The 19,712-nt window shown below is 67.5% G+C and carries 15 protein-coding genes and 1 pseudogene; 9 read left to right on the top strand and 7 right to left on the bottom strand.

The annotated features are described in order from the left end of the window. Positions 1-41: 41 nt before the first annotated feature. A complete protein-coding gene (locus CFE50_RS22955; RefSeq protein WP_430695113.1) occupies positions 42-314 on the bottom strand; it encodes a HAMP domain-containing protein in 273 nt (90 codons plus the stop codon). Between the two features lie 52 nt (positions 315-366). On the opposite strand from CFE50_RS22955, the gene CFE50_RS21525 reads away from it, so the two are divergent. From CFE50_RS21525 to CFE50_RS21535, 3 genes are all read left to right on the top strand, one after another. Then, complete coding sequence (locus CFE50_RS21525; RefSeq protein ID WP_241808506.1) at positions 367-609, top strand: DUF1654 domain-containing protein; 243 nt, start codon at positions 367-369, stop codon at positions 607-609. Between the two features lie 62 nt (positions 610-671). Next, on the top strand, positions 672-1,223 hold the full coding sequence (locus CFE50_RS21530; protein ID WP_286737173.1) for a GNAT family N-acetyltransferase: 552 nt from the start codon (positions 672-674) through the stop codon (positions 1,221-1,223). Positions 1,224-1,423: 200 nt separating this feature from the next. Continuing rightward, positions 1,424-4,468, top strand: coding sequence for an autotransporter domain-containing protein (locus CFE50_RS21535; RefSeq protein ID WP_502694724.1), 3,045 nt, complete (start codon positions 1,424-1,426; stop codon positions 4,466-4,468). 93 nt (positions 4,469-4,561) lie between these two features. Here the strand turns inward: CFE50_RS21535 and CFE50_RS21540 are convergent, their stop codons facing one another. From CFE50_RS21540 to CFE50_RS22965, 3 genes and pseudogenes are all read right to left on the bottom strand, one after another. Then, complete coding sequence (locus CFE50_RS21540; protein ID WP_241808509.1) at positions 4,562-5,482, bottom strand: substrate-binding domain-containing protein; 921 nt, start codon at positions 5,480-5,482, stop codon at positions 4,562-4,564. A gap of 14 nt (positions 5,483-5,496) precedes the next feature. Beyond that, the gene (locus CFE50_RS22960) at positions 5,497-6,210 is read right to left on the bottom strand and encodes a methyl-accepting chemotaxis protein (protein WP_430695117.1); all 714 of its coding nucleotides are present in this window, start codon (positions 6,208-6,210) and stop codon (positions 5,497-5,499) included. 144 nt (positions 6,211-6,354) lie between these two features. Beyond that, positions 6,355-7,482: pseudogene (locus CFE50_RS22965) on the bottom strand (HAMP domain-containing protein); the annotation flags it as partial. Positions 7,483-7,874: 392 nt separating this feature from the next. Here CFE50_RS22965 and CFE50_RS21550 point away from each other — a divergent pair. The 6 genes from CFE50_RS21550 (at position 7,875) to CFE50_RS21575 (ending at position 16,740) form a co-directional block, all read left to right on the top strand. After that, positions 7,875-8,156: a hypothetical protein gene (locus CFE50_RS21550; RefSeq protein WP_286737174.1), complete on the top strand. Its 282-nt coding sequence runs from the start codon at positions 7,875-7,877 to the stop codon at positions 8,154-8,156. Positions 8,157-8,460: 304 nt separating this feature from the next. Next, complete coding sequence (locus CFE50_RS21555; protein ID WP_286737175.1) at positions 8,461-8,637, top strand: hypothetical protein; 177 nt, start codon at positions 8,461-8,463, stop codon at positions 8,635-8,637. Between the two features lie 374 nt (positions 8,638-9,011). Continuing rightward, entirely contained in the window at positions 9,012-11,225 is a 2,214-nt protein-coding gene (locus CFE50_RS21560; protein ID WP_286737176.1) for a TonB-dependent siderophore receptor, read from the top strand. A gap of 83 nt (positions 11,226-11,308) precedes the next feature. Next, positions 11,309-12,556, top strand: a complete 1,248-nt coding sequence (fes, locus tag CFE50_RS21565; protein WP_286737177.1) for an enterochelin esterase — start codon at positions 11,309-11,311, stop codon at positions 12,554-12,556. Between the two features lie 27 nt (positions 12,557-12,583). Continuing rightward, positions 12,584-12,790, top strand: a complete 207-nt coding sequence (locus CFE50_RS21570) for an MbtH family protein (protein ID WP_286737178.1) — start codon at positions 12,584-12,586, stop codon at positions 12,788-12,790. Positions 12,791-12,801: 11 nt separating this feature from the next. Beyond that, a complete protein-coding gene (locus tag CFE50_RS21575) occupies positions 12,802-16,740 on the top strand; it encodes an enterobactin synthase subunit F (protein WP_286737179.1) in 3,939 nt (1,312 codons plus the stop codon). Between the two features lie 155 nt (positions 16,741-16,895). Here CFE50_RS21575 and CFE50_RS21580 read toward each other — a convergent pair whose 3' ends face one another. Genes CFE50_RS21580 through fepD form a run of 3 tightly spaced genes read right to left on the bottom strand, consistent with a single transcriptional unit; the run spans position 16,896 to position 19,689 of the window. Next, the gene (locus CFE50_RS21580; RefSeq protein ID WP_241808517.1) at positions 16,896-17,702 is read right to left on the bottom strand and encodes an ATP-binding cassette domain-containing protein; all 807 of its coding nucleotides are present in this window, start codon (positions 17,700-17,702) and stop codon (positions 16,896-16,898) included. Beyond that, a complete protein-coding gene (gene fepG / locus CFE50_RS21585) occupies positions 17,699-18,697 on the bottom strand; it encodes an iron-enterobactin ABC transporter permease (protein WP_286737180.1) in 999 nt (332 codons plus the stop codon). The genes CFE50_RS21580 and fepG overlap by 4 nt, the downstream gene beginning before the upstream one ends. Continuing rightward, positions 18,694-19,689 carry a Fe(3+)-siderophore ABC transporter permease gene (fepD, locus tag CFE50_RS21590; protein ID WP_286737181.1) on the bottom strand — a complete coding sequence of 332 codons (996 nt, stop codon included), beginning with the start codon at positions 19,687-19,689 and terminating at the stop codon, positions 18,694-18,696. Before fepD ends, fepG begins: the two co-directional genes overlap by 4 nt. Positions 19,690-19,712 lie beyond the last annotated feature (23 nt).

Raw genomic sequence — 19,712 nt, forward strand, 5'->3', positions numbered from 1 at the left:
TCGGTCTCGATCTTTTGCGCCTGTACGCCAGCGCTGGTCTGCTAGGTCACCGCCGACAGCTGCTCGGCGGCACTGGCGACCTGGACGACGCCGTCCTTCATCTCGCCAATGAGTCCGCGCAGGTTCCTGGTCATCTGCAACATGCTGAGCTGCAGCGCGCCCAATTCATCCTTGCGGGTCACCTCCAGCTGATGGGTGAAGTCGCCGTGAGCGACCGTCTGGGCCAGCAGGACGGTGTCCTTCAGGGGGCGGACGATAGAGCGGGTGATCAGCCAGGCGCCGCCGGCGGATCGAGGTTCCTGGCAACTTGCCAATTGTCCGGGTCGAGAACTACTGTATAAAAGAACAGTTAAGGAGCCTGCGCTCATGGCCCAGAGCCAGCCATCCCCATTGACCTCCTATGATCGCCTGACGATGCGGGTGTCGCGGCTGGTGAACAACGCGCGCGGGGTCATCGACAAGCACGTCCATGTGGAGCGCCTGGAAGCGAGCAGCGAGGACTGGGAACTGTTGCTTGAAGCCTTTGGCGAGACCGAAGGGCTGATCGTGGCCCATCGTGATGACGGCAGCATCGATCTGTTCTGGAAGGTCAGCTACGACGAATTCTGAGCCGTCGTGACCCAGCGTGTCCGCCTTGGCTTCAGCCAGCGTCTTGTTGTTGGAAAAGGAGATTGGCCATGAATATCCAGCGTCTGGGGCCTACCTGGGCCCCTGCCTACCGGCAACTGATGCTGGACGCCTATGCCCGACATCCGGAAGCCTTCACCTCCAGCCCCGACGAGCGCGCGGCGTTACCGCTCGACTGGTGGGAGCGTCGGTTGCGAGAGGGCGACCAGGCGCAAGAGCGTGTCTGGGGCTTGACCCAGGGCACCGATTTGCTGGGCGTTGTCGGCCTGAGCTGCACCATGCGGGAAAAAGTCCGGCACAAAGCGACTCTGTTCGGATTGTACGTACCCGATCAGCACCGGCGTTTGGGTTTGGCGATGCGCTTGCTGGAGGAGTTACTTGCCCAGGCGGCGCTGCAGGCCGAACTCAGAGTCATTCAACTCACGGTGACCCAGGGCAACCACGCCGCTCTGGCGCTATATGAGCGGGCAGGCTTTACCGTCTTCGGCAACGAGCCGCTTGCGGTCGCCATGGGGAACACCTTCCTCGCCAAACTGCATCTCTGGTATGACCTGGAGAATTCACGCCGCGCCTCGCGCAGCCTTACCGCCCGCTAGGGGAGACGGTAGCTGTCTGCGTTGGGGGCTCCAGGCGGCGGTTCTACGCGCGATAGGATGTCGTAAAACTGCCTTTAAACAGCCGCCATAGCGTCACATCGCCACTCTAGGCTCGCCGCCCAAAGACAACTTGTAACAAGTTGTATCCATGGGGATAAGGGGAAAAGTTGGTGAAACGTTCAGGTAACAGACCCGCAGTGGTGGCCGTTGCATTCACAGCGTCGCTGTTGGCGCTTTCGGTGCAGGCAGCCAGTCGGGCGAGCAGTAATGCCACCAACGGTATCGATCTGCTGTCGGGTTACAGCAAGCTCTGGACACCAGGGGCGACTTGGAACACCGGTTCGCCGACTGCTCTAGGTGCGCCCATTCTGCAGCGCAACGTGCAGTACGTGATCGATCTGTCCCATACCCGCACCCACGATCAGGAGGTGGCGGCCTACTATGACGACCGTCGCGATCAGAGCTACAGCTTGATCAGCGGCCTGGGTTCGCTGGCTGAGGCCTATCGCGCCGGCTCGGGGGCTTTCACCACCATTCCGGTATTCGATGATTCGACTCAAAGGGTGAAGTACGAAGACCAGGGCAACGGCTCTGGTGACGTCAATTCCCGTTTGGGCAAGGTCGCCCAGTTGGTCAAGGCGATTCGCGATGATGCCTCTACCAGTTCGGCAAAGAATTTCTATCAGTATCCTCGGCCCTGGCGGCAGACCAGCGAAGACATCGTGGCGCCTTCCCTGCATCCGGCGCGAGGCCAAACGCCACAAAGCGACGGCGGCTTTCCCAGTGGCCACACCAACGCCGCCTATCTTGCCGGGATCGGCTTCGGCTATGCCGTGCCCCAGCGCCTGGGCGAGGAACTGTTCCGCGCCTCGGAGCTAGGCAACAACCGCATCGTCGCCGGCATGCACTCGCCGCTGGATGTGATCGGCGGGCGCATCACCGCCACCTATTTCGCCATCGACAACCTGGTCAACAACGCCCAGCTGCGCAGCGAAGCTTTCGCCCAGGCCCAGGCCTACTTCGCCCAGCAATGTGGCGGCGACATCAACAACTGCGTGGACAGGATCGATCCGGCCACCGATCGGCAATCCCAGCATGCCCAGGACAAGGCGCTGTACACCACCCGCATGACCTACGGCTTCGCCCCCGTCGGCCCGACCCACCTGGCGCCGGTGGTGCCCGTCAACGCCGAGGTCTTGCTGGAAACGCGCTTCCCCTATCTGACCGCCAGCCAGCGCCGCAACATCCTGGCCAGCACCGAGCTGTCTTCGGGCTATGTGGTCATCGACGAATCCAACGGCTACGGCCGCCTCAATCTGATGGCCGCGGCTGACGGCTACGCCGCCTTCAATGGCAATGTCAGCGTGAGCATGGATGCGAGCCAGGGTGGCTTCAACGCCCGCGATGCCTGGCGCAACGACATCGGCGGCAGCGGCAGCCTGACCAAGAACGGCAGCGGCGAACTCACCCTCAGCGGCTTCAATAGCTACAGCGGCGGCACGCTGATCAATGGCGGTACCCTACGCGGTTATGCCCGGGCCTTCGGCAGCGGAGACATCACCGACAACGCCACCCTGGTGCTGGATCAGTCGGTCAACGACAGCCTGGCCAACAACCTGCACGGCAGCGGCAGCCTGGTAAAGACCGGGGTCGGCTCCCTGAGCCTGACCGGCAACGGCGACTTCTCAGGCACCACCCGCGTCGACCAGGGCCGCCTGGCCATCAACGGCAACCTCGGCAATTCGGCAGTCACCGTCAACTCGGGTGCCACCCTGGGTGGCAATGGCAGTCTCGGCAGCCTGCGCGTGGCCCAGGGCGGCATCCTCGCGCCCGGCAACTCGGTGGGCCAGCTCAACGTCAACGGCAACGTGACCCTCGACCAGGGCTCGATCTACCAGGTCGAGACCGATGCCAGCGGCCGCGCCGATCGCCTGGTAGCCACGGGCAGCATCACCGTCAAGGGCGCTACCCTGGCATTGGTTTCCAGTCCCTACTGGCAGCCGCTGGGCAGCTATCAGCTGCTGAGCGCGGGCAACGGCCTGAGTGGCCGCTTCGGCCCCATCCAGTCCGACTTCGCCTTCCTGACCCCGACCCTGAGCTATGGCGCCAACCAGGCGACCCTGAGCCTGGCGCGCAATGGCGTGGCCTTCGCCGACCTGGCCGAGGGTCGTAACGCCCGGGCCGCCGCTGCGGGCCTGGATCGCGCCGGCGCCGGCAATGCCCTCTGGAACCAGGTCGCTGCGACCAATGCCGCGGGTGCAGGCTCGACGTTCCAGAGCCTGGGCAACGAATTGCACGCCTCGACCAAGACCGTGCTGGTGGAAAACAGCCGGCTGGTGCGCGCTGCCATGAGCGATCGCCTGAGCGATGCCCAGGACGAGCTGCCCTTCAGTTCCGGCATCCAGGGTCTGGCCGGCAGTCGCGAGCGCGGACTGGTCTGGACCCAGGCCCTCGGCGCCTGGGGCCACAACGACGGCAACCACGACGCCAGCAGCCTGGACAGCCATAGCCATGGCCTGCTGATCGGCGCCGACCTCCCGCTGGACAGCGGCTGGCGCGCCGGTGGCCTGGTGGGCTTCGGCCACAGCGATCTGGATCTGCGTGACGAGTCGGGCTCGGCCACCAGCACCGACTACCATCTGGGTCTCTACGCCGGTAACCTGTGGAATGCGCTGAATCTCAAGCTCGGCCTGGCCCATACCTGGCATTCGGTGGAAGCCCGCCGTGATCTGGCGATCCTGGGGGCAAACCAGCACCTGGCGCCGGACTACGACGCCGGCACCACCCAGGCCTTTGGCGAGCTGGCCTATCGGATCGACGCGGGAAGCCTGAATCTTTCGCCCTTCGCCAACCTGGCCCATGTGCACCTGCAGACCGACGGCTTCCACGAGCGTAGCGGGGCGCTGGACCTGGACAATCCGCGGCAGAACACCGACGTGACCTTCAGCACCCTCGGCCTGCGCCTGGTGAGCAAACCGCTGGGTGACTGGAAACTGGTCCCGAGTGCCACCCTGGGCTGGCGCCATGCCTTCGGCGACACCACCCCCGAGCATGAAGCGGCCTTCGCCGGCGGTCCGGTGTTCAAGGTGGTGGGGGCGCCCATCGCGCGTGACGCGGCCGTGGTGCGCGGGGCGCTGGACCTGGCGCTGAGCGAGAGGGTCTCGCTGGGCCTGGGCTATGACGGGCAACTGAGCGGTCGGACCAGAGACCAGGACCTCGACGCGCGACTCAGCTGGCGCTTCTGAAGATAGGCGTCCCGAGTGCCCGAGCGAGTCGGGCATCTGGTACTGGAGACGGGCGAGGCCACCGGAGACGGATGGCCTCGGTTGCTTTCCGGGCTAGAAGGACGCCAGGTTGTCCGGCGTGATCAGCTGGAAGGGGACCCGGGTGAGATTGCTGCTGGTGGAGCCATTGGCCAGGCGCAAGGCCATGTCCACCGCGCCCTGACCCTGGCCCTTGGCATCCTGCAGCACGCTGACGGCCAACTTGCCCTCGCGCATCTCCTGCAACCCGTCGGGCGTGCCGTCGATGCCGCCCACCAGAAACTTCGCCAGCGGCTTGCCCGCCTTTTCCAGACCACGGATGGCTCCGATGGCCATCTCATCGTTGTTGGCGGCGACGATGTCGAAGGCCACGCCCTTGTCGACCCACTGCAGGACGCGTTCGGTCGCCTCGCTGCGCTGCCAGTTGGCCGAGGCCTTCACCACCACCTGCATGTCGGGATACTTGGCCACTACCTTCTCGACGCTCTCGGTGCGCAGCTTGGTCGCCGGGTGACCCGGCTCGCCCATGAGGATCGCCACCTTGCCCTTGTAGCCGGCGCGACGCGCCAGCTCCTCCATCTGCATCGTCGCGGCTTCCACCTCGTCGGAGCCGACGAAGCCGGCATAGGCGGGCAGGGGAGAGACGCTGGGACGGTAGTTGATGAACACCAGCGGCACCTTGCTGCTCATCGCCAGGGACAGCATCTCCTGGGTGTTGCTGTCGTCGATGAGATTGACGATGACCGCATCGACGTGGGCGGCGATCAGGTTGCGGTACTGGCGCAGCTGCAGGGCGCTGTCACTGTTGGCGTTTTCCAGGAAGAGGTCCGCGTCCAGGGTATGGGCGCGCTCCTCGACGTTGTTGATCAACAGGGTGCGGAAGTTGTCGCGCTTGGAGGTCAGGACGCCGATGAGCGGCGCGCTGGCCTGGGCCAGGTTGACCCAGGTGGCCGCCAGGACGAGACCGGCGAGAAGACGAAGCTTGGGCTTGAACATGAGTCGGTCCCCGATCAGACACTGAAGCGTTGCAGCAGCTCGCGCTGCCGGCTGGCCATGAGCGAAAGGTCCTCGCTGCTGCGGGCGGCGCTGTCGGCGCCTTCCGCGGCGCGGAGCGCGGCGTCGTTGATCTGCACCATCATGCGACTGGTCTCCTGAACGGTGGCGCTCTGTTCTTCGGTGGCGGCGGCGATCTGGGTGTTCATCTCGCGGATGGTGCCGACTGCCTGGCTCATGCTCTGCAGGGCTTCCCGGGCGGAGGAGGCCAGTTGCACGCACTCGCCGGACTGAGCGCGACTCACCCCCATGATTTCCACCACCGAGTGGATCTTCTGCTGCATCTGTTCGATCTGCTGCTGGATCTCGCTGGTGGAGGCCTGGGTACGACTGGCGAGGGAACGCACCTCATCGGCGACCACGGCGAAGCCGCGGCCCTGTTCACCGGCGCGAGCCGCCTCGATGGCGGCGTTGAGGGCGAGCAGATTGGTCTGCTCGGCGATGTTGCGGATGGCATCGACGATGCCGTCGATGCTCTGGCCATAGCCCTGCAGCTCATCGGTGGCCTGGGCGGCGACCTGGATCTGCCGGGCCTGGCGCTGGATGCTGTCGATGGTCTCGGCGACGGTGGTGCCGGTCGTGGTGCTCAGCGCGAAGGTGTGGTCGACGGCATCCTTGGTGTCGAGGGCGCGCTGGGCCACCTCGGCCACGGTGCTTTCCATCTGGGTCATCGCCGAGGCGGCGGAGCCGAGACGCTCGGTCTGCTCCTCCACGGCGCGGGTGGTGCTGGCACTGATGTCGGCATTGGCCTGGGCGGTACCCCGGAGGTCGTCGGCCGACTGGGTAAGGGTCTGCACCGTGGTCTGCAGCGAGCGGATCAGTTCATTGAGATAGCCGCCGAGTTCGCTGAATTCGTCCTTGCGGCGCACATCGAACTGGACCCGCAGATCGCCGGCGGTGACCTGACGCAGCGACTCGCGGAAAGCCAGCAGCGGGCGCCGCAGACCACGCGCGACCCAGACGCCGATGATCAGGGCCGCGCCAATCGCCAGCAGGGCGACGATGGAGAGCACCTGGCGGCTGGTGGCCACGGTGGCGTCGGTATCATTCTTGGCCTGCTGGGCCACGGCCACGGCGCCGGCGCTGAGGGTGCGCAGGGCGTCCAGGGTCGCCTGCAGGGCGGTGCCGGTGCGCTGGCGCTGGGCGTCGAACTGGCCTTCGGCCGAGGCCTGTCGCTGGTAGGCCTGGCGCAGGCCATCGGGCGCGGTCATTTCGTGCAGGAGGCGCGTGACCATCACCCCGACGATGCGCGCGCTGCGCTCGTCGATGGCGGCCAGGGCGCGCAGCCGATCGGTAATGACATCCTGCTGCTGGTTGAGCACCACATCCAGCCCTGGCAGATCCAGGCGTGCCGCCTGGGCGGCAAAGGCGGCGTAGGTCTTGTCCGTTTCGATCAGCAGCATCTGGGCGGCGCGGACGGCGGCGGTGGCGCCTTCGGCCTTCTGTTGCGCGCTGTAGGCCTGCAGATAGCTGGACAGCCGATTGGCCTCCGGCGTGGCATAGCCCTGCAGGGTGCGGGTTTCGCGGCGGATGGCGACCAGCTGGCGGTAGCTGTCGATGAGGGTCTTCGCCTGGTCCCCATAGGCATTGCCCAGCTTCTGCTCCTGATCGAGCGCCTGGGTCAGCTGGTCATGGTCGCGCAACAGCGCTGGCAGGCGCTGGTGCAGCTGCAGATAATCGGCGAACTGCTGCTGGAATTGCTTTTCACGCGTGGCGATCGCCGCGGCATCGGTCTCGGCCAGCAGACCGAGCAGGGTCTGGTTGGCCCCTAGCAACTGCACGTTGATCTCGCTGACGGCCTGGCCGAGCGGGGCGGACTGCTCGGTGATGACCATCAGCCGCTCATGGATGGACTGGGTACTGTTGAAGCTCACCGCGACGATGCCCAGCAGCAGGAACACCAGAAGTGCAATGCCGCCGACCACACGTTGAAGAATCGTCATGCTGGTTCCCTGCTTTTGTTATCGATGTCGAGGCAGGAGGCCATCAGCGCCGGGACCTGATCGAGCGTCCCGCTACCGTCCATGGCCAACGTGCTGTCAGCCTAGTCCTATCACCGGACCTACCCGCATCGTCCACGGACGTGCGGCTCTGGTCAGGCGATCAACTGTCGTCCGCCACCCGTGCCAGAGCCTGGCGCGCCGGTTTGCTCGTGCGGCACGCAGCGAGGGGGGGGGCTGGCGACCCTTAGCTCGCCACGTCCATGCATGCGGCGCGCGTTCCGCCGTGGCCGCGGTGCGACGGACACCTCAGGTCGCAAAGCCGGCGCGGCGGGCCAGAAACCAACCCGTGCTTCTCCAGGTCCCTGAAAGGTCTCTTTTCTCAGGAATACCCGATGTCCAAAGCTCTGCTGTGCTCCCTCGTACTGGCTACCGCCGCAACCCTGACCGCGTGCGACAAGACCTCCGAAGACCATGCTCAGGACGCCCGGGCCCATAGCCAGAAGGCCCAGGAGAAGGCGGCCGAGGGCAAGGTCGAGCGGGCTTCCCAGGAGCAGGCCAAGGCGCAGGAAGACCGGGCCCAGGCCAATGAGGCCGCGGCCACCGAAGGGCGCAACACGCCCCCCGATTCCGCCGTGCCCGGCTATATCAAGACGCCCAGCAAGGAAAATCCCTGACGTAGGCTCTGCCTCCCTTGGCGGCCGGCAGGGGGCGCATTGCCGCGCTGCTCGCGGCCGCTGGGGGCCGGGTAGGGCGGCCACCGTTGCCGGTGGCTCAGGCGGATGACGAAGCCCGCCGGCTGCCGCGCCCCGGGATCCCGGGGCGGATGGTCAGGGTGGCGCACTGACGGGCTGCCAACCGGCGGCCGTTGACGAGCCGACGACAGCTGTCGTCCAGGCGAGCAACGGCTGTTTACATCCGGGCCAGGACGATTAGAGTAGGAGCCACTTCGCCACTATTCGTCCACCCTCCGGAGCCGCCATGAGCCCTTCGCGACCGATCCACTGGTATCGTGCCCGCAGCACGTTCGAAATCGTCGCCCTGGGCCTGGGGGTCATCGCCCTGGTGGTGGCGCTCGATCAGGGCCTGCGCAATTCGCCCTCCGAGCACCTCGCCGATTACCACGCTGCAAGGGTGACGGTGGTCTGGCGCGGATGAATGCCATCGGCGAAATCGTCTGCCGGCTGCCCAGTCCGGTGATTGGTCAGGTAGCGGCCAAGACGCCGGCGGTTTCCGGTCTCTAACGACCGCCGGGCTTCTCCCTCCGGCCCACTCACGGCTGGCCTGCGCTCGTGATTGGACCTTCCCGGTCCGGTCGATCCCTCTTTTTCCGCATCCTTTCCTGATGCCGTCCTGACCTCCGGGCGTGGATCACGGCTGCCTGGCGTTGGCAATGCGAACAGCTATTGCTTAACGTAACATTTGATAATGAGAGTTTTTATCATTTAAAGTGCTGGCCCTCGCGCGACGACGCGAACAGCAGCCTTCCAGTGCACGGCGTCGGCTGCAACGCCACGGTCACAAGGATCACCATGAACACCCAAGGAACCCTCTGCCAGCCTGTCCGCCTTTGCCGCGGGGCTCTCCGTCAGCTGCTTCTGATCGGCGCGCTGATTCCCTTTCCGTTGACGGCGCTGGCCGCCACGGTGGCCGAGCAGAACGCCACGGAACTGGACACCCTGACCATCGAAGGCAATCGCCTCTACGACATGGCGCCCTCGGAACAGACCGGCGGCTATACCGTGGATTCGGCGACCGTGGGCACCAAGACGCCGGCGGCCCTGCGCGACATCCCCCAGTCGATCACCTCCTATACCAGCGACTACATCAAGGATCGCAACTTCAACACCCTGGACGAGCTGGCCAAGTCCACCGCCGGCCTGCGGGTGTTGACCAACGACAGCGGGCGCTCCTCCATCTATTCGCGTGGCTACGAATACGACGAATACAACATCGACGGCCTGCCGGCACCCATGACCAGCATCTTCGGCACCGTGCCCATCCTCTCGCCCTTCGACCGGGTCGAGATCATGCGCGGGCCCTCGGGGCTGTTCAATAGCACCAGCGAACTGGGCGGCATCGTCAACATGGTGCGCAAGCGTGGTACCGAGGAGTTCCAGGGGCACATCACCGGACGCTACGGCTCCTGGGACACCAACTACCAGGAGATCGACCTGGCCGGTCCGCTCACCGAGAGCAAGAACGTGCGCGGTCGTTTCGTTGCCTCCCGCGCCGACACCAATGGCGAGGTGGACTACAACGCCAACACCGACCAGAGCTACTACGGCGACCTGGACATCGACCTGTCCGACGCCACCCAGATCTCCTTCGGCCTGATCCATCAGGTCAAGAACGTCACTCCGCACAACGGCTATCCCACCGATGCCCAGGGCAATCTGCTGGACTTCAGTCAGTCGCGTTTCCTGGGGGCGGACTGGAACTACTTCGACGGCAAGACCACCGACGGCATCTTCGAGCTGACCCACAAGTTCGATAACGGCGGCTACGGGCGCATCGCCGCCCGGGCCTCGCACCGCGAGGCGGACTACCTCTATGCCTTCACCGGCGGGGCGGTGCAGGCCAATGGCAATGTAAACATCAACGGGACCACGCGCAGCTTCGACCAGGATGCCTATTCGTTGGATGCCAGCTATAGCCAACCTTTCGAGGCTCTGGGGCAGGTCAGCGAGTTCGTCGTGGGAACCGACTACAAACACTATGAAACCGACTACAAGAGCGGCAACTACAACGGCTCGCCCACGGGAGCACCGCGGCTGGCTACCGTAAACGTCAATACCTATCGCCCTGACTCCATTGCCAAGCCGGCACGTGTCTACCAGACCGACTACAGCGGCGAGGATCGTGAATTCGGCCTCTATTCCAAGGTCACCTTCCGCCCCATCGAGCGCCTGGCGCTGATCGGCGGTGCGCGCGTTTCCTGGTACCGGGGCGAGGCCTATACCACCACCCTGGCCAGTGGCGCCGAGGCGGGGGAGAGCCAGAAGCACAGCGGCTTCGTCACTCCTTATCTGGGTACCATCTACGACCTGGACGACTACCACTCCCTCTATGCCAGCTACTCCAAGGTCTACAAGCCGCAGAGCGAGCTGGACGCCCAGGGCAAAGCCCTGGATCCGCGGGAGGGTGACCAGTACGAGGTCGGCATCAAGGGCAGCTACTTCAACGGCGACATGAATGCGCGGCTGTCGATCTTCCAGCTGACCGACGAGAATCGTGCAGCTCGGCCTTTCGATGCCAATGGCGTGGCCATCACGGACTATTCCGACAGCTCGGGTAAGACGCGGGTGAAGGGCGCCGAGATCGAGGTCAGCGGCAAGCTCACCGAGCAGTGGGAAATGCTCGCCGGCTACACCTACATGGATACCCAGAACCTCAGCGGCGATGGCAACACCCTGTTCGAAGCCATGCCCAAGCACATGGCCTCGCTGTGGACCAAGTACACCCTGGCGGGCGGTCCGCTGACCGGCCTGAGCATCGGTGGCGGGGTGACCGCCATGAGCGATTTCTCCCAGACCAACCAGACCTCCGGCGTCACCGTCTCCGCCCCGGGCTATGCCACGGTGGATGCCAAGTTCTCCTATCCGGTCACCAAGCAACTGACCGCGACCCTGGACGTGAACAACCTCCTCGACAAGGAATACTGGTCGCGCGTAGGTTCGGTTTCCACCTTCAACTTCCAGGGCCCCTCGCGCAGCGTGATGGTCGGGGCGCGCTACGACTTCTGAGTCCTAGGCCGACCCGGGCAGGGCCCAGGTCGGCCGGCGCGATGCAGGCCATGACGATCCTTGCGACGATGTACCTTGATGCGATGAAAGATTCACTTTTCCAGCGAGACGACGTGGGCAGCGAGCCCTGGTGGCAGGCCGTGGCCTGCCGTGGTACGCCGCTGATCGAACCCACTGCAGACGGACGCTATCGCCTGACCTTTGTCTGGCGCGATCCGGAAGGGCTGGCCGGGCGCTCCGGCACCCAGCGGGTCTGGCTCAACATCACCGGGGTCACCGACCATCATCAACCGGGCCTGCCGCAGAGCCTGCGGCGCCTGCCAGGCACCGATGTCTGGGCTTGGGAAACCGAACTGGATGGCCGCTGGCGCGGCAGCTACTGCCTGATCCCCAGCGGGGAGCCGGCGCCTTTCGAGAGCGAGGCCCAACCCGACCCCCAAGGCATCCGCCTCTGGTGGCGCAGCGTCTTTCCCCTGGCCCAGGCCGATCGGCTCAATCCGCGGCGTGCCTGGCAGGGTGGGCGGGGGCTGGCGGTGTCGGGCGTCCACCTGCCGGAGGCACCTGCCCAGCCGGCCTGGGCGGCCTTCGATGCCGACCGCAGCCTGGCGCCAGCGGCGTGGCCGAGTCTGCAACAGTACGAGTGGCAGAGTACGCGGTTGGGCAACAGCCGCCCGGTATGGGTCTTTGCTACCGGCAATAACACCCCTATAGAGCGGCCGCTGGCCATTCTGCTGGATGGGCAGTTCTGGGCGCAGACGATGCCCATCGGCGCGCCGCTGCAGCAGCTTACCGAGGCCGGGCAACTGCCGGAGGCGGTCTATCTGCTGATCGACAACAGCGACCGCGCCCTGCGTGGTAGCGAGTTGCCCTGCAATGCGGAATTCTGGCTGGCGCTGCAGGAAGAACTGCTACCCCAGGTGCGCGACTGGGCGCCCCATGCGCAGTCGCCGTCCTCGACCGTGGTCGCCGGGCAGAGCTTTGGCGGACTGGCGGCGCTCTATGCCGCGTTGCACTGGCCGGAGCGCTTCGGCTGTGCCCTGAGCCAGTCCGGGTCCTTCTGGTGGCCGCAGCGAGGCGCGCCAGGACGGCTGTTCGAAGCATTGGCGAGCGGGTGGGGAAGCACCCGCCCCTTGCGGCTGTTCATTGAGGCCGGGTTGCGCGAACCGGCCATCCTCGAAGCCTCCCGGGCCCTGGTCCCGCGCCTGCGCGAGCAGGGCCACGTGCTCGACTATCGGGAGATCGATGGGGGCCACGACGCCCTCTGGTGGCGCGGCGGGCTACTCGATGGCCTGGTCCAGCTCTGGCGACCGCTGGTCGCCGCCGACGCCTAGCGCTAATCCCTATTGCCAGGAGGTCCGATGGACACCCCCAACCCCTTCGACGATCCTGCCCAGGTGCTGCTGATCCTGCGCAATGCCCGAGGTCAGTGCAGCCTCTGGCCGGAAGCCATGGCCGTTCCCGCCGGCTGGGAGCCGGTGTTCGGACCGGCGCCGCGCGCGGCCTGCGACGACTGGCTCACCAGCCACTGGCGCGATATCCGCCCGGTCGCCTCCCTGCTTTCCTGACTGGAGTTCCTGTGTCCTCTACGCCGCTTTCTCTTTCGCGCCCACTGCCCCTGGTCGCCGCCCAGCCCGGTATCTGGATGGCCGATCAGCTGTCCCCCCATGCCAATGCCTTCGCCGTGGCCCATCTGGTCGAGTTGCGCGGGCCGATCGATGCCCAGGCGCTGCAGGCGGCCATCGTCCAGGGCCTGGGCGAGCTGGACAGCCTGCAACTGAAGTTCGCCGAGCGCGAGGGCGAGCTGGTGCAGTGGATCGACAGCGACATGGTCATCCCTGCGCCCGAGTGGCTGGACCTGCGTGGGGCAGCCGATCCGAATGGCGCGGCGCGGGCAGCCATCCGCGCCGACCTCGACGGCGACCTGAGAGCCACCAGTGGCGGGCCGCTGTGGCTCAACCGGATCTACCAGCTGGGTGACGATCACCTGTTCTGGTATCAGCGCTATCACCACCTGCTGATCGACGGCTATGGCTTCGCCGCCCTGGCCAAACGGGTGGCAACCCTGTACAGCGCCGCGGTGCGCGGCGAGACCGCCGAGGCGTCGCCCTTCGTCTCCTTTGCCGAGGTGGTGCGTGAATACCAGGATTATCGGCAGTCGCCCGTGCGCGAGCGTGACGAAGCCTTCTGGCGTGAGCGCGGCGCGGCCTTGCCGCCGGCGGCCTCCATGGCACCCGGTGGCCTGGCGGGTCAGGTGCCCACGCCGCGCGTCGTGGAAGCCCGCGCCCGGGTGCCCGCCGCAGTCTTTGCCGGGCTGGCCGAGCAGGGCAAGGCACTGGGCGTGACGCCGGCCGATCTGGCCGTGGCCCTGGCCGCCACCTGGTTCGCCCGTCTCAGCGGCCAGCCGGCCTTCAGCGCCGGCTTCATCTTCATGAGGCGCATGGGGTCGGTGGCGCTCAAATCCGGCGGCGCGACGCTCAACGTCCTGCCCCTGGGCGTGCATACCGACTCGACCCAGACGCTGCCGCAACTCGCCGCCGTGCTGGCCGCCGAACTCAAGAAGGTGCGTCGCCACCAGCGCTACGACGCCGAGCAGATCGCTCGCGATCTCGGCCGGCCGGGTGATGCCGAGCCCCTGACCGGACCGGTCATCAACCTCAAGCTGTTCGATTTCGCGCTGGATTTCGCCGGGGTGCCGGGCATCACCCACGAACTGGCCTCGGGGCCAGTGCGCGACCTGGAGATCGCTCTCTATCTGGAAGGCGGTGGCGCCCTGGATATCAAGCTGCTGGGCAATGCCGAGCGCTATGCCGCCGACCTGCTGCAGGGACACGCCGAGCGCTTCGCCCTGTTGGCCGAGCAATTCGCCGGGCAGCCCGGCCTGGCCTTGGGCGAGGCGGACCTGCTGGCGCCGGCGGACCGCACGTGGTTGGCCGCGATCAACGCCACCGAACGGTCGCTGCCCGAAGCCACCCTGGCGACCTTGCTCGCCGACCAGGCAGCGCGCACCCCGGATGCACCGGCGCTGGCCGATCTGCAGCACGCCTTTACCTATGAGGAAACACGCCAGCAGGTGCTGGCCCTGACCCAGCGCCTGAGCCAGGCCGGCGTCGGTCGCGGCGACATCGTCGCGGTGGCCCTGCCACGCTCGGTGTTCCTGTCCCTGGCGCTGCTGGCGACGATCGAGCTGGGCGCGGCCTACCTGCCGCTGGACAGCGGCTATCCCGACGAGCGCCTGCAACTGATGCTCGACGATGCCCGGCCCCGGGTGCTGGTGACCGATGCCAGCCAGCGGGGACGTTTCCCGGGGCTGCGCGAGGAGCAGGTGCTGATTCTCGATGCGCCGCTGGAGGGGTTGGACCACGAGCCCACATTCGAAGGGCCGCGTCCCGGTGATCCGGCCTATCTGCTCTATACCTCCGGCTCGACCGGCCGGCCCAAGGGCGTGGTGGTCGGGCATGCGGCCATCGTCAATCGCCTGCTGTGGATGCAGGACAGCTATCCCCTCGGCGCCGGCGACACCGTCCTGCAGAAGACGCCGAGCAGCTTCGATGTCTCGGTCTGGGAATTCTTCTGGCCGCTGCTGGTGGGCGCCCGGCTGTACCTGGCGCCGCCCGAGGCCCATCGCGATCCCCTGGCGCTGCAGGAGCTGTTCGCCCGCGAGCGGGTGACCACGGTGCATTTCGTGCCCTCGATGCTGGCGGCCTTCGTCGCCAGCCTGGACGAGCCGGCCGCGGTGGCCCGCTGCGCCAGTCTGCGTCAGGTGTTCTGCAGTGGCGAGGCGCTGCCCACCGAACTGGCTCGCACCTGGGAGCGCCGGGTCGGCGCGCCTCTGCACAATCTCTATGGCCCCACCGAGGCCGCGGTGGACGTCTCCTATCATCCCGCCCATGGCGCCGCCCTGGCGGCCGTCAGCGGCAGCAGCGTGCCCATCGGCAAGCCGGTGTGGAACACCGGGCTGCACATCCTCGACGAGCGTCTGCGCCCGGTACCGCCGGGTGTGGCCGGCGAGCTCTATCTGAGCGGGGTGCAACTCGCCGATGGCTACCTGGGCCGTCCCGAGCTGACCGCCGCGCGCTTCATCGCCGCGCCGGACGGGCAGGGCGAGCGCCTCTATCGCACCGGTGACGTGGCGCGCTGGCTACCCGAGGGCGTCGTCGAATACCTCGGCCGCAGCGACGACCAGGTCAAGTTGCGCGGGCAGCGCATCGAACTGGCGGAAATCGACCACGCCCTGCTGGCGCTGCCCGGCGTGGCCCAGGCGGTCACCCATGCTCGGGTGCTGGGCGAGGCGGCCACCGCCACCGGCGGCGATGCCCGCCAACTGGTGGGCTATCTGGTCGCCCAGCCCGGCGCCGCGCTGGACCTGGAGCGCCTGCGGGCGCGCCTGGGCGAAAGCCTGCCGCCGCACCTGGTGCCGGTGGCCCTGGTGGAGCTGGACGCCTTGCCCCTCGGCGCCACCGGCAAGCTCGATCGCAAGGCCCTGCCGGCGCCCCAGGGCGTGGCCAGGGCCGCCAGCCGGCCCCTGGCGCCCGGATTGGAAAGCGACCTAGCGGCGGCGTTTTCCGAGGTGCTCGGCTGCGCCATCGTCGGTGCCGACGACGACTTCTTTGCCCTGGGCGGCCATTCGCTGCTGGCCATGACCCTCGCCGCCACGCTGCGCCGGCGCCTGGGGCGGCCGGTGTCCATTGGCCAGATCATGGTGGCCTCCAGTGTCGCCCGCCTGGCACGACAGTTGGAGCAGGATGCGGCCAGCGCGACCCGCGCCGGCTTCGAGACCCTGCTGCCGCTGCGTCCGGGCGACGGCCCGACGCTGTTCTGCTTCCACCCGGCCTCGGGCTTCGCCTGGCAATTCAGCGTGCTGGCGCGGCACCTGGATCCGCGCTGGTCGCTGCTCGGCATCCAGTCGCCACGGCCGGACGGCCCCCTGGCCCAAGGCGCCGATCTGGAGGCCGTCATCCAGCGCCATCTGCGCACCCTGCGCGAAGTGCAGCCGCAGGGGCCCTATCATCTGCTCGGCTACTCCCTGGGTGGCACCCTGGCCCAGGGCCTGGCGGCGCGACTGCAGGCGGCAGGGGAGCAGGTCGCCTTCCTCGGCCTGCTCGACACCTATCCACCGGAAACCCAGAACTGGCAGGATCGCGAAGGCCAGCGCGAGCTGGACCCGGAGGTGCTGGCCGAGGTCAATCGCGAGCGCGAGGCCTTCCTGGCGGCCCAGCAGGGCCTGGCCGATCCCGCGCTGGGGGAGGGGGCGGAGCTGTTCGCCACCATCGAGGGTAACTACGCCGATTCGGTGCGGCTGCTGGCCACGGCGCGCAGCGCGCGTTTCGATGGCGAGGCGCTGATGTTCGTCGCCCGGCGCACCCTGCCGGCGGGCATGGACGTCAAGGCCACCTGGGCGTCCTGGATCACCCGCCTGCAGGCCCACGAGGTGGATTGCGCCCACGTCGACATCATCGCCCCGGCCCAGCTGGCGCAGATCGGCCCGGTGCTCAATCGGGCGTTGAAGGCGCTCTAGGCTTTGCCTGAAAAGTGCCTGCACTCGGTCATGCGGCGTTAAAAATGCGCTGGATCGCCAGCCCGGTCGGAATGCTCATTTACCACTCGTAAACTCCGCTTCCTCACGGATTTTTGCCTTGCCTGACCTTCGCTCGGCGACTTTTCAGAAAAGCCTTAGACGGCCGAACGCCGCGCCAGGGGCACCACCATGGGCGTGCCGGCCACCGGATCGTCGATGATCAGGCAGTCCAGGTCGTAGACGGCCTTGATCAGCGGGGGGGTGACCACGTCGCGCGGGCGGCCGGTGGCCAGCACCTTGCCGTCGCGCATGGCCACCAGGTGGGTGGCGTAGCGACAGGCGTGGTTGAGGTCGTGCAGCACCATGACCAGGGTGTGGCCCTGCTGGCGATTGAGGTCTTCCAGCAATTCCAGCAGGTCGATCTGGTGGGTGATGTCGAGCCAGGTGGTGGGCTCGTCGAGCAGCAGCAGCGGGGTTTCCTGGGCCAGGGCCATGGCGATCCATACCCGCTGGCGCTGGCCGCCGGAGAGGGTGTCCACCGCCCGGTCGGCCAGTTCGAAGACACCGGTGGCCTGCATGGCGTGAGTCACCGCGCGCTCGTCCTCGGCGCGCACGCCGCCGAACAGCGTCTGGTGCGGATAGCGCCCGCGGGCCACCAGGTCGCGTACCGAGATGTCGCCCGGGGCCTGGGAGCTCTGCGGCAGCAGGCCCAGGCGCCGGGCCACCTCCTTGGTGCGATAGCTCTGGATCGCCTGGCCGTCCAGCCAGACCTGGCCCTGGCTGGGCGCCAGCAGTCGGCTCAGGGTACGCAGCAGGGTCGACTTGCCGCAGCCGTTGGGGCCGATGATGACCGTCAGCTCGCCATCGGGGATGGTCAGCGACAGGTCTTCGGCGATCAGCTTGCGGCCGTAGCCCAGGGTCAGGCGCTCGGCGTGCAGGCGCGAAGCGGGGGCGTCGTTCATGAGCGGCGGGACTCCCAGATGAGCAGGCCGATCAGGTAGAGCCCACCCAGGCTCACCGTGACCAGGCCGACCGGCAGGACATAGGGCAGGAACAGGCGCTGGGCGAGCAGGTCCGCGCCCAGCAGCAGGACCGCGCCGGTAAGGGCGGCGGCGGGCAGCGCCAGGCGCTGGGTGCCGGTCAGGCGGCGGGCGATCTGCGGCGCGGCCAGGGCGATGAAGGAGATCGGACCGGCCACCGCGGTGCCGGCGGCGGTGAGCACCACGCCCAGGCCTAGCAGCGACAGCCGGGTGCGCTCCACCGGCACGCCCAGGGCGCAGGCGGTGTCGTCGCCCATCTCCAGCAGGAACAGCCGGCGACTCAGCGCCAGGCTGGCCGCACCCGCCAGCAGGATGAAGACCACCGCCGGCCAGGCCTTGGCCCAGGTGATACCGTTGAGCGAACCGGCGCTCCACAGGCCGGCGCTGAAGGCGGCTTCCAGGGAGGCGTGGACGATCAGCCAGGTATTGAGCGCCATCAACAGGGCGCGCACGCCGATGCCGACGATGATGAGTCTGAGGGTATCCACACCGCTGCCGCGCCAGGTCAGGGCATAGACCAGCGCCGCGCTGAGCAGGCCGCCGATCAGGGCGGCGGTGGTGCTCCAGAGGATGCTGGCCTGGAACAGCACCAGGGCGACCAGCACCCCGCTATAGGCGCCGGTGTTGAAGCCCATGATATCCGGGCTGCCGAGAGGATTGCGCAGCAGCGACTGGAACAGCGCCCCGCTCAGGCCCAGGGCGGCGCCGATCAGCAGGGCCAGGGCCACCCGCGGCAGGCGCCACTGGGTGACCACCAGTTCGATGCCGCGCGGCGCCTCGCCGAGCAGCGCGGCCAGCACCTGGGCGGGACTCAAGGCGAGGCTGCCGCTGCCCAGGGCGAGCAGGGCCAGCAACAGGGCGCCGCCGAGCAGGGCGAGCAGCACCCCAGGCAGGCGCAGGCGACTGGGACGGTTCATGCCCGACCTCCCTGGCGCTGACGGCGGGCCAGCCAGATCAGCAGCGGCGCGCCGAGGAAGGCGGTCACCACCGAGACGCGCAGCTCGTTGGTCACCAGCAGGCGGCCGACGATGTCGGCGGTCAGCAACAGGCTGGGGGTGAACAGCAGGACGAAGGGCAGCAGCCAGCGATGATCTTCGCCGATGGCCCAGCGACCCAGGTGCGGCACCATCAGGCCGACGAAGGCGATGGGGCCGACCGCCGCGGCGGCGGCCCCACAGAGCAGGGTAATGGCCAACAGGCCAAGCAACTGGGTCTGGCGGACCCGGGTACCCAGGGCCACGGCCAGGTCGCTGCCCAGGCTCAGGGCATTGAGCGCCGGTGATAGCACCAGGGCGATGATGACGCCGCCCAACACCGGCAGGCTGGCACTACGCAGCAAGTCGAGCTGGCGCACATCCAGGGAGCCGAATTGCCAGAATCTCAGCTGATCGTAGACCTGGGGATCGAGCAGGGCGATGCCCGAGCTGACGCCTTCGAGCATGGCGCCCAGGGCCACCCCGACCAGCACCAGGCGCATCGGGTTGAAGCCGCCGCCACCGGCGATGCCGGCCAGCAGCACCACCAGGCTGGCCAGCAGGGCGCCGCCGAAGGCGAAGCCTAGGTACTGTTCGGGACCGCTGGCACCGAACAGGGCGATGCCCAGCACCACGGCGAAACTGGCACCGGCATTGACGCCGAGGATGCCCGGGTCGGCGAGGGGATTGCGCGTCAGCGCCTGCATCAGGGTGCCGGCCACGCCCAGCGCCGCTCCGGCGAGCAGCCCGGCGAGGGTGCGGGGCAGCCGCGCCTCGCGCACGATCAGGCAGGCCGGCTCGCTGCAGCCCTGGCCCAGCGCCTGCCAGACTTCGGCCAGCGAGATGGCGGTAGCGCCGAGCGCCAGGCTGGCAGCCATCACCAGGAGCAGCAGGAGCGCGGCGCAGCCGAGGATGAGGAGGCGGCGCGGGGTCATCCGCGACGACCGAAGGGGAGGGG

Origin of the sequence: Pseudomonas sp. PGPPP4 (genome assembly GCF_002256045.1) — a bacterium.
Lineage (GTDB): Bacteria > Pseudomonadota > Gammaproteobacteria > Pseudomonadales > Pseudomonadaceae > Chryseomonas > Chryseomonas oryzihabitans.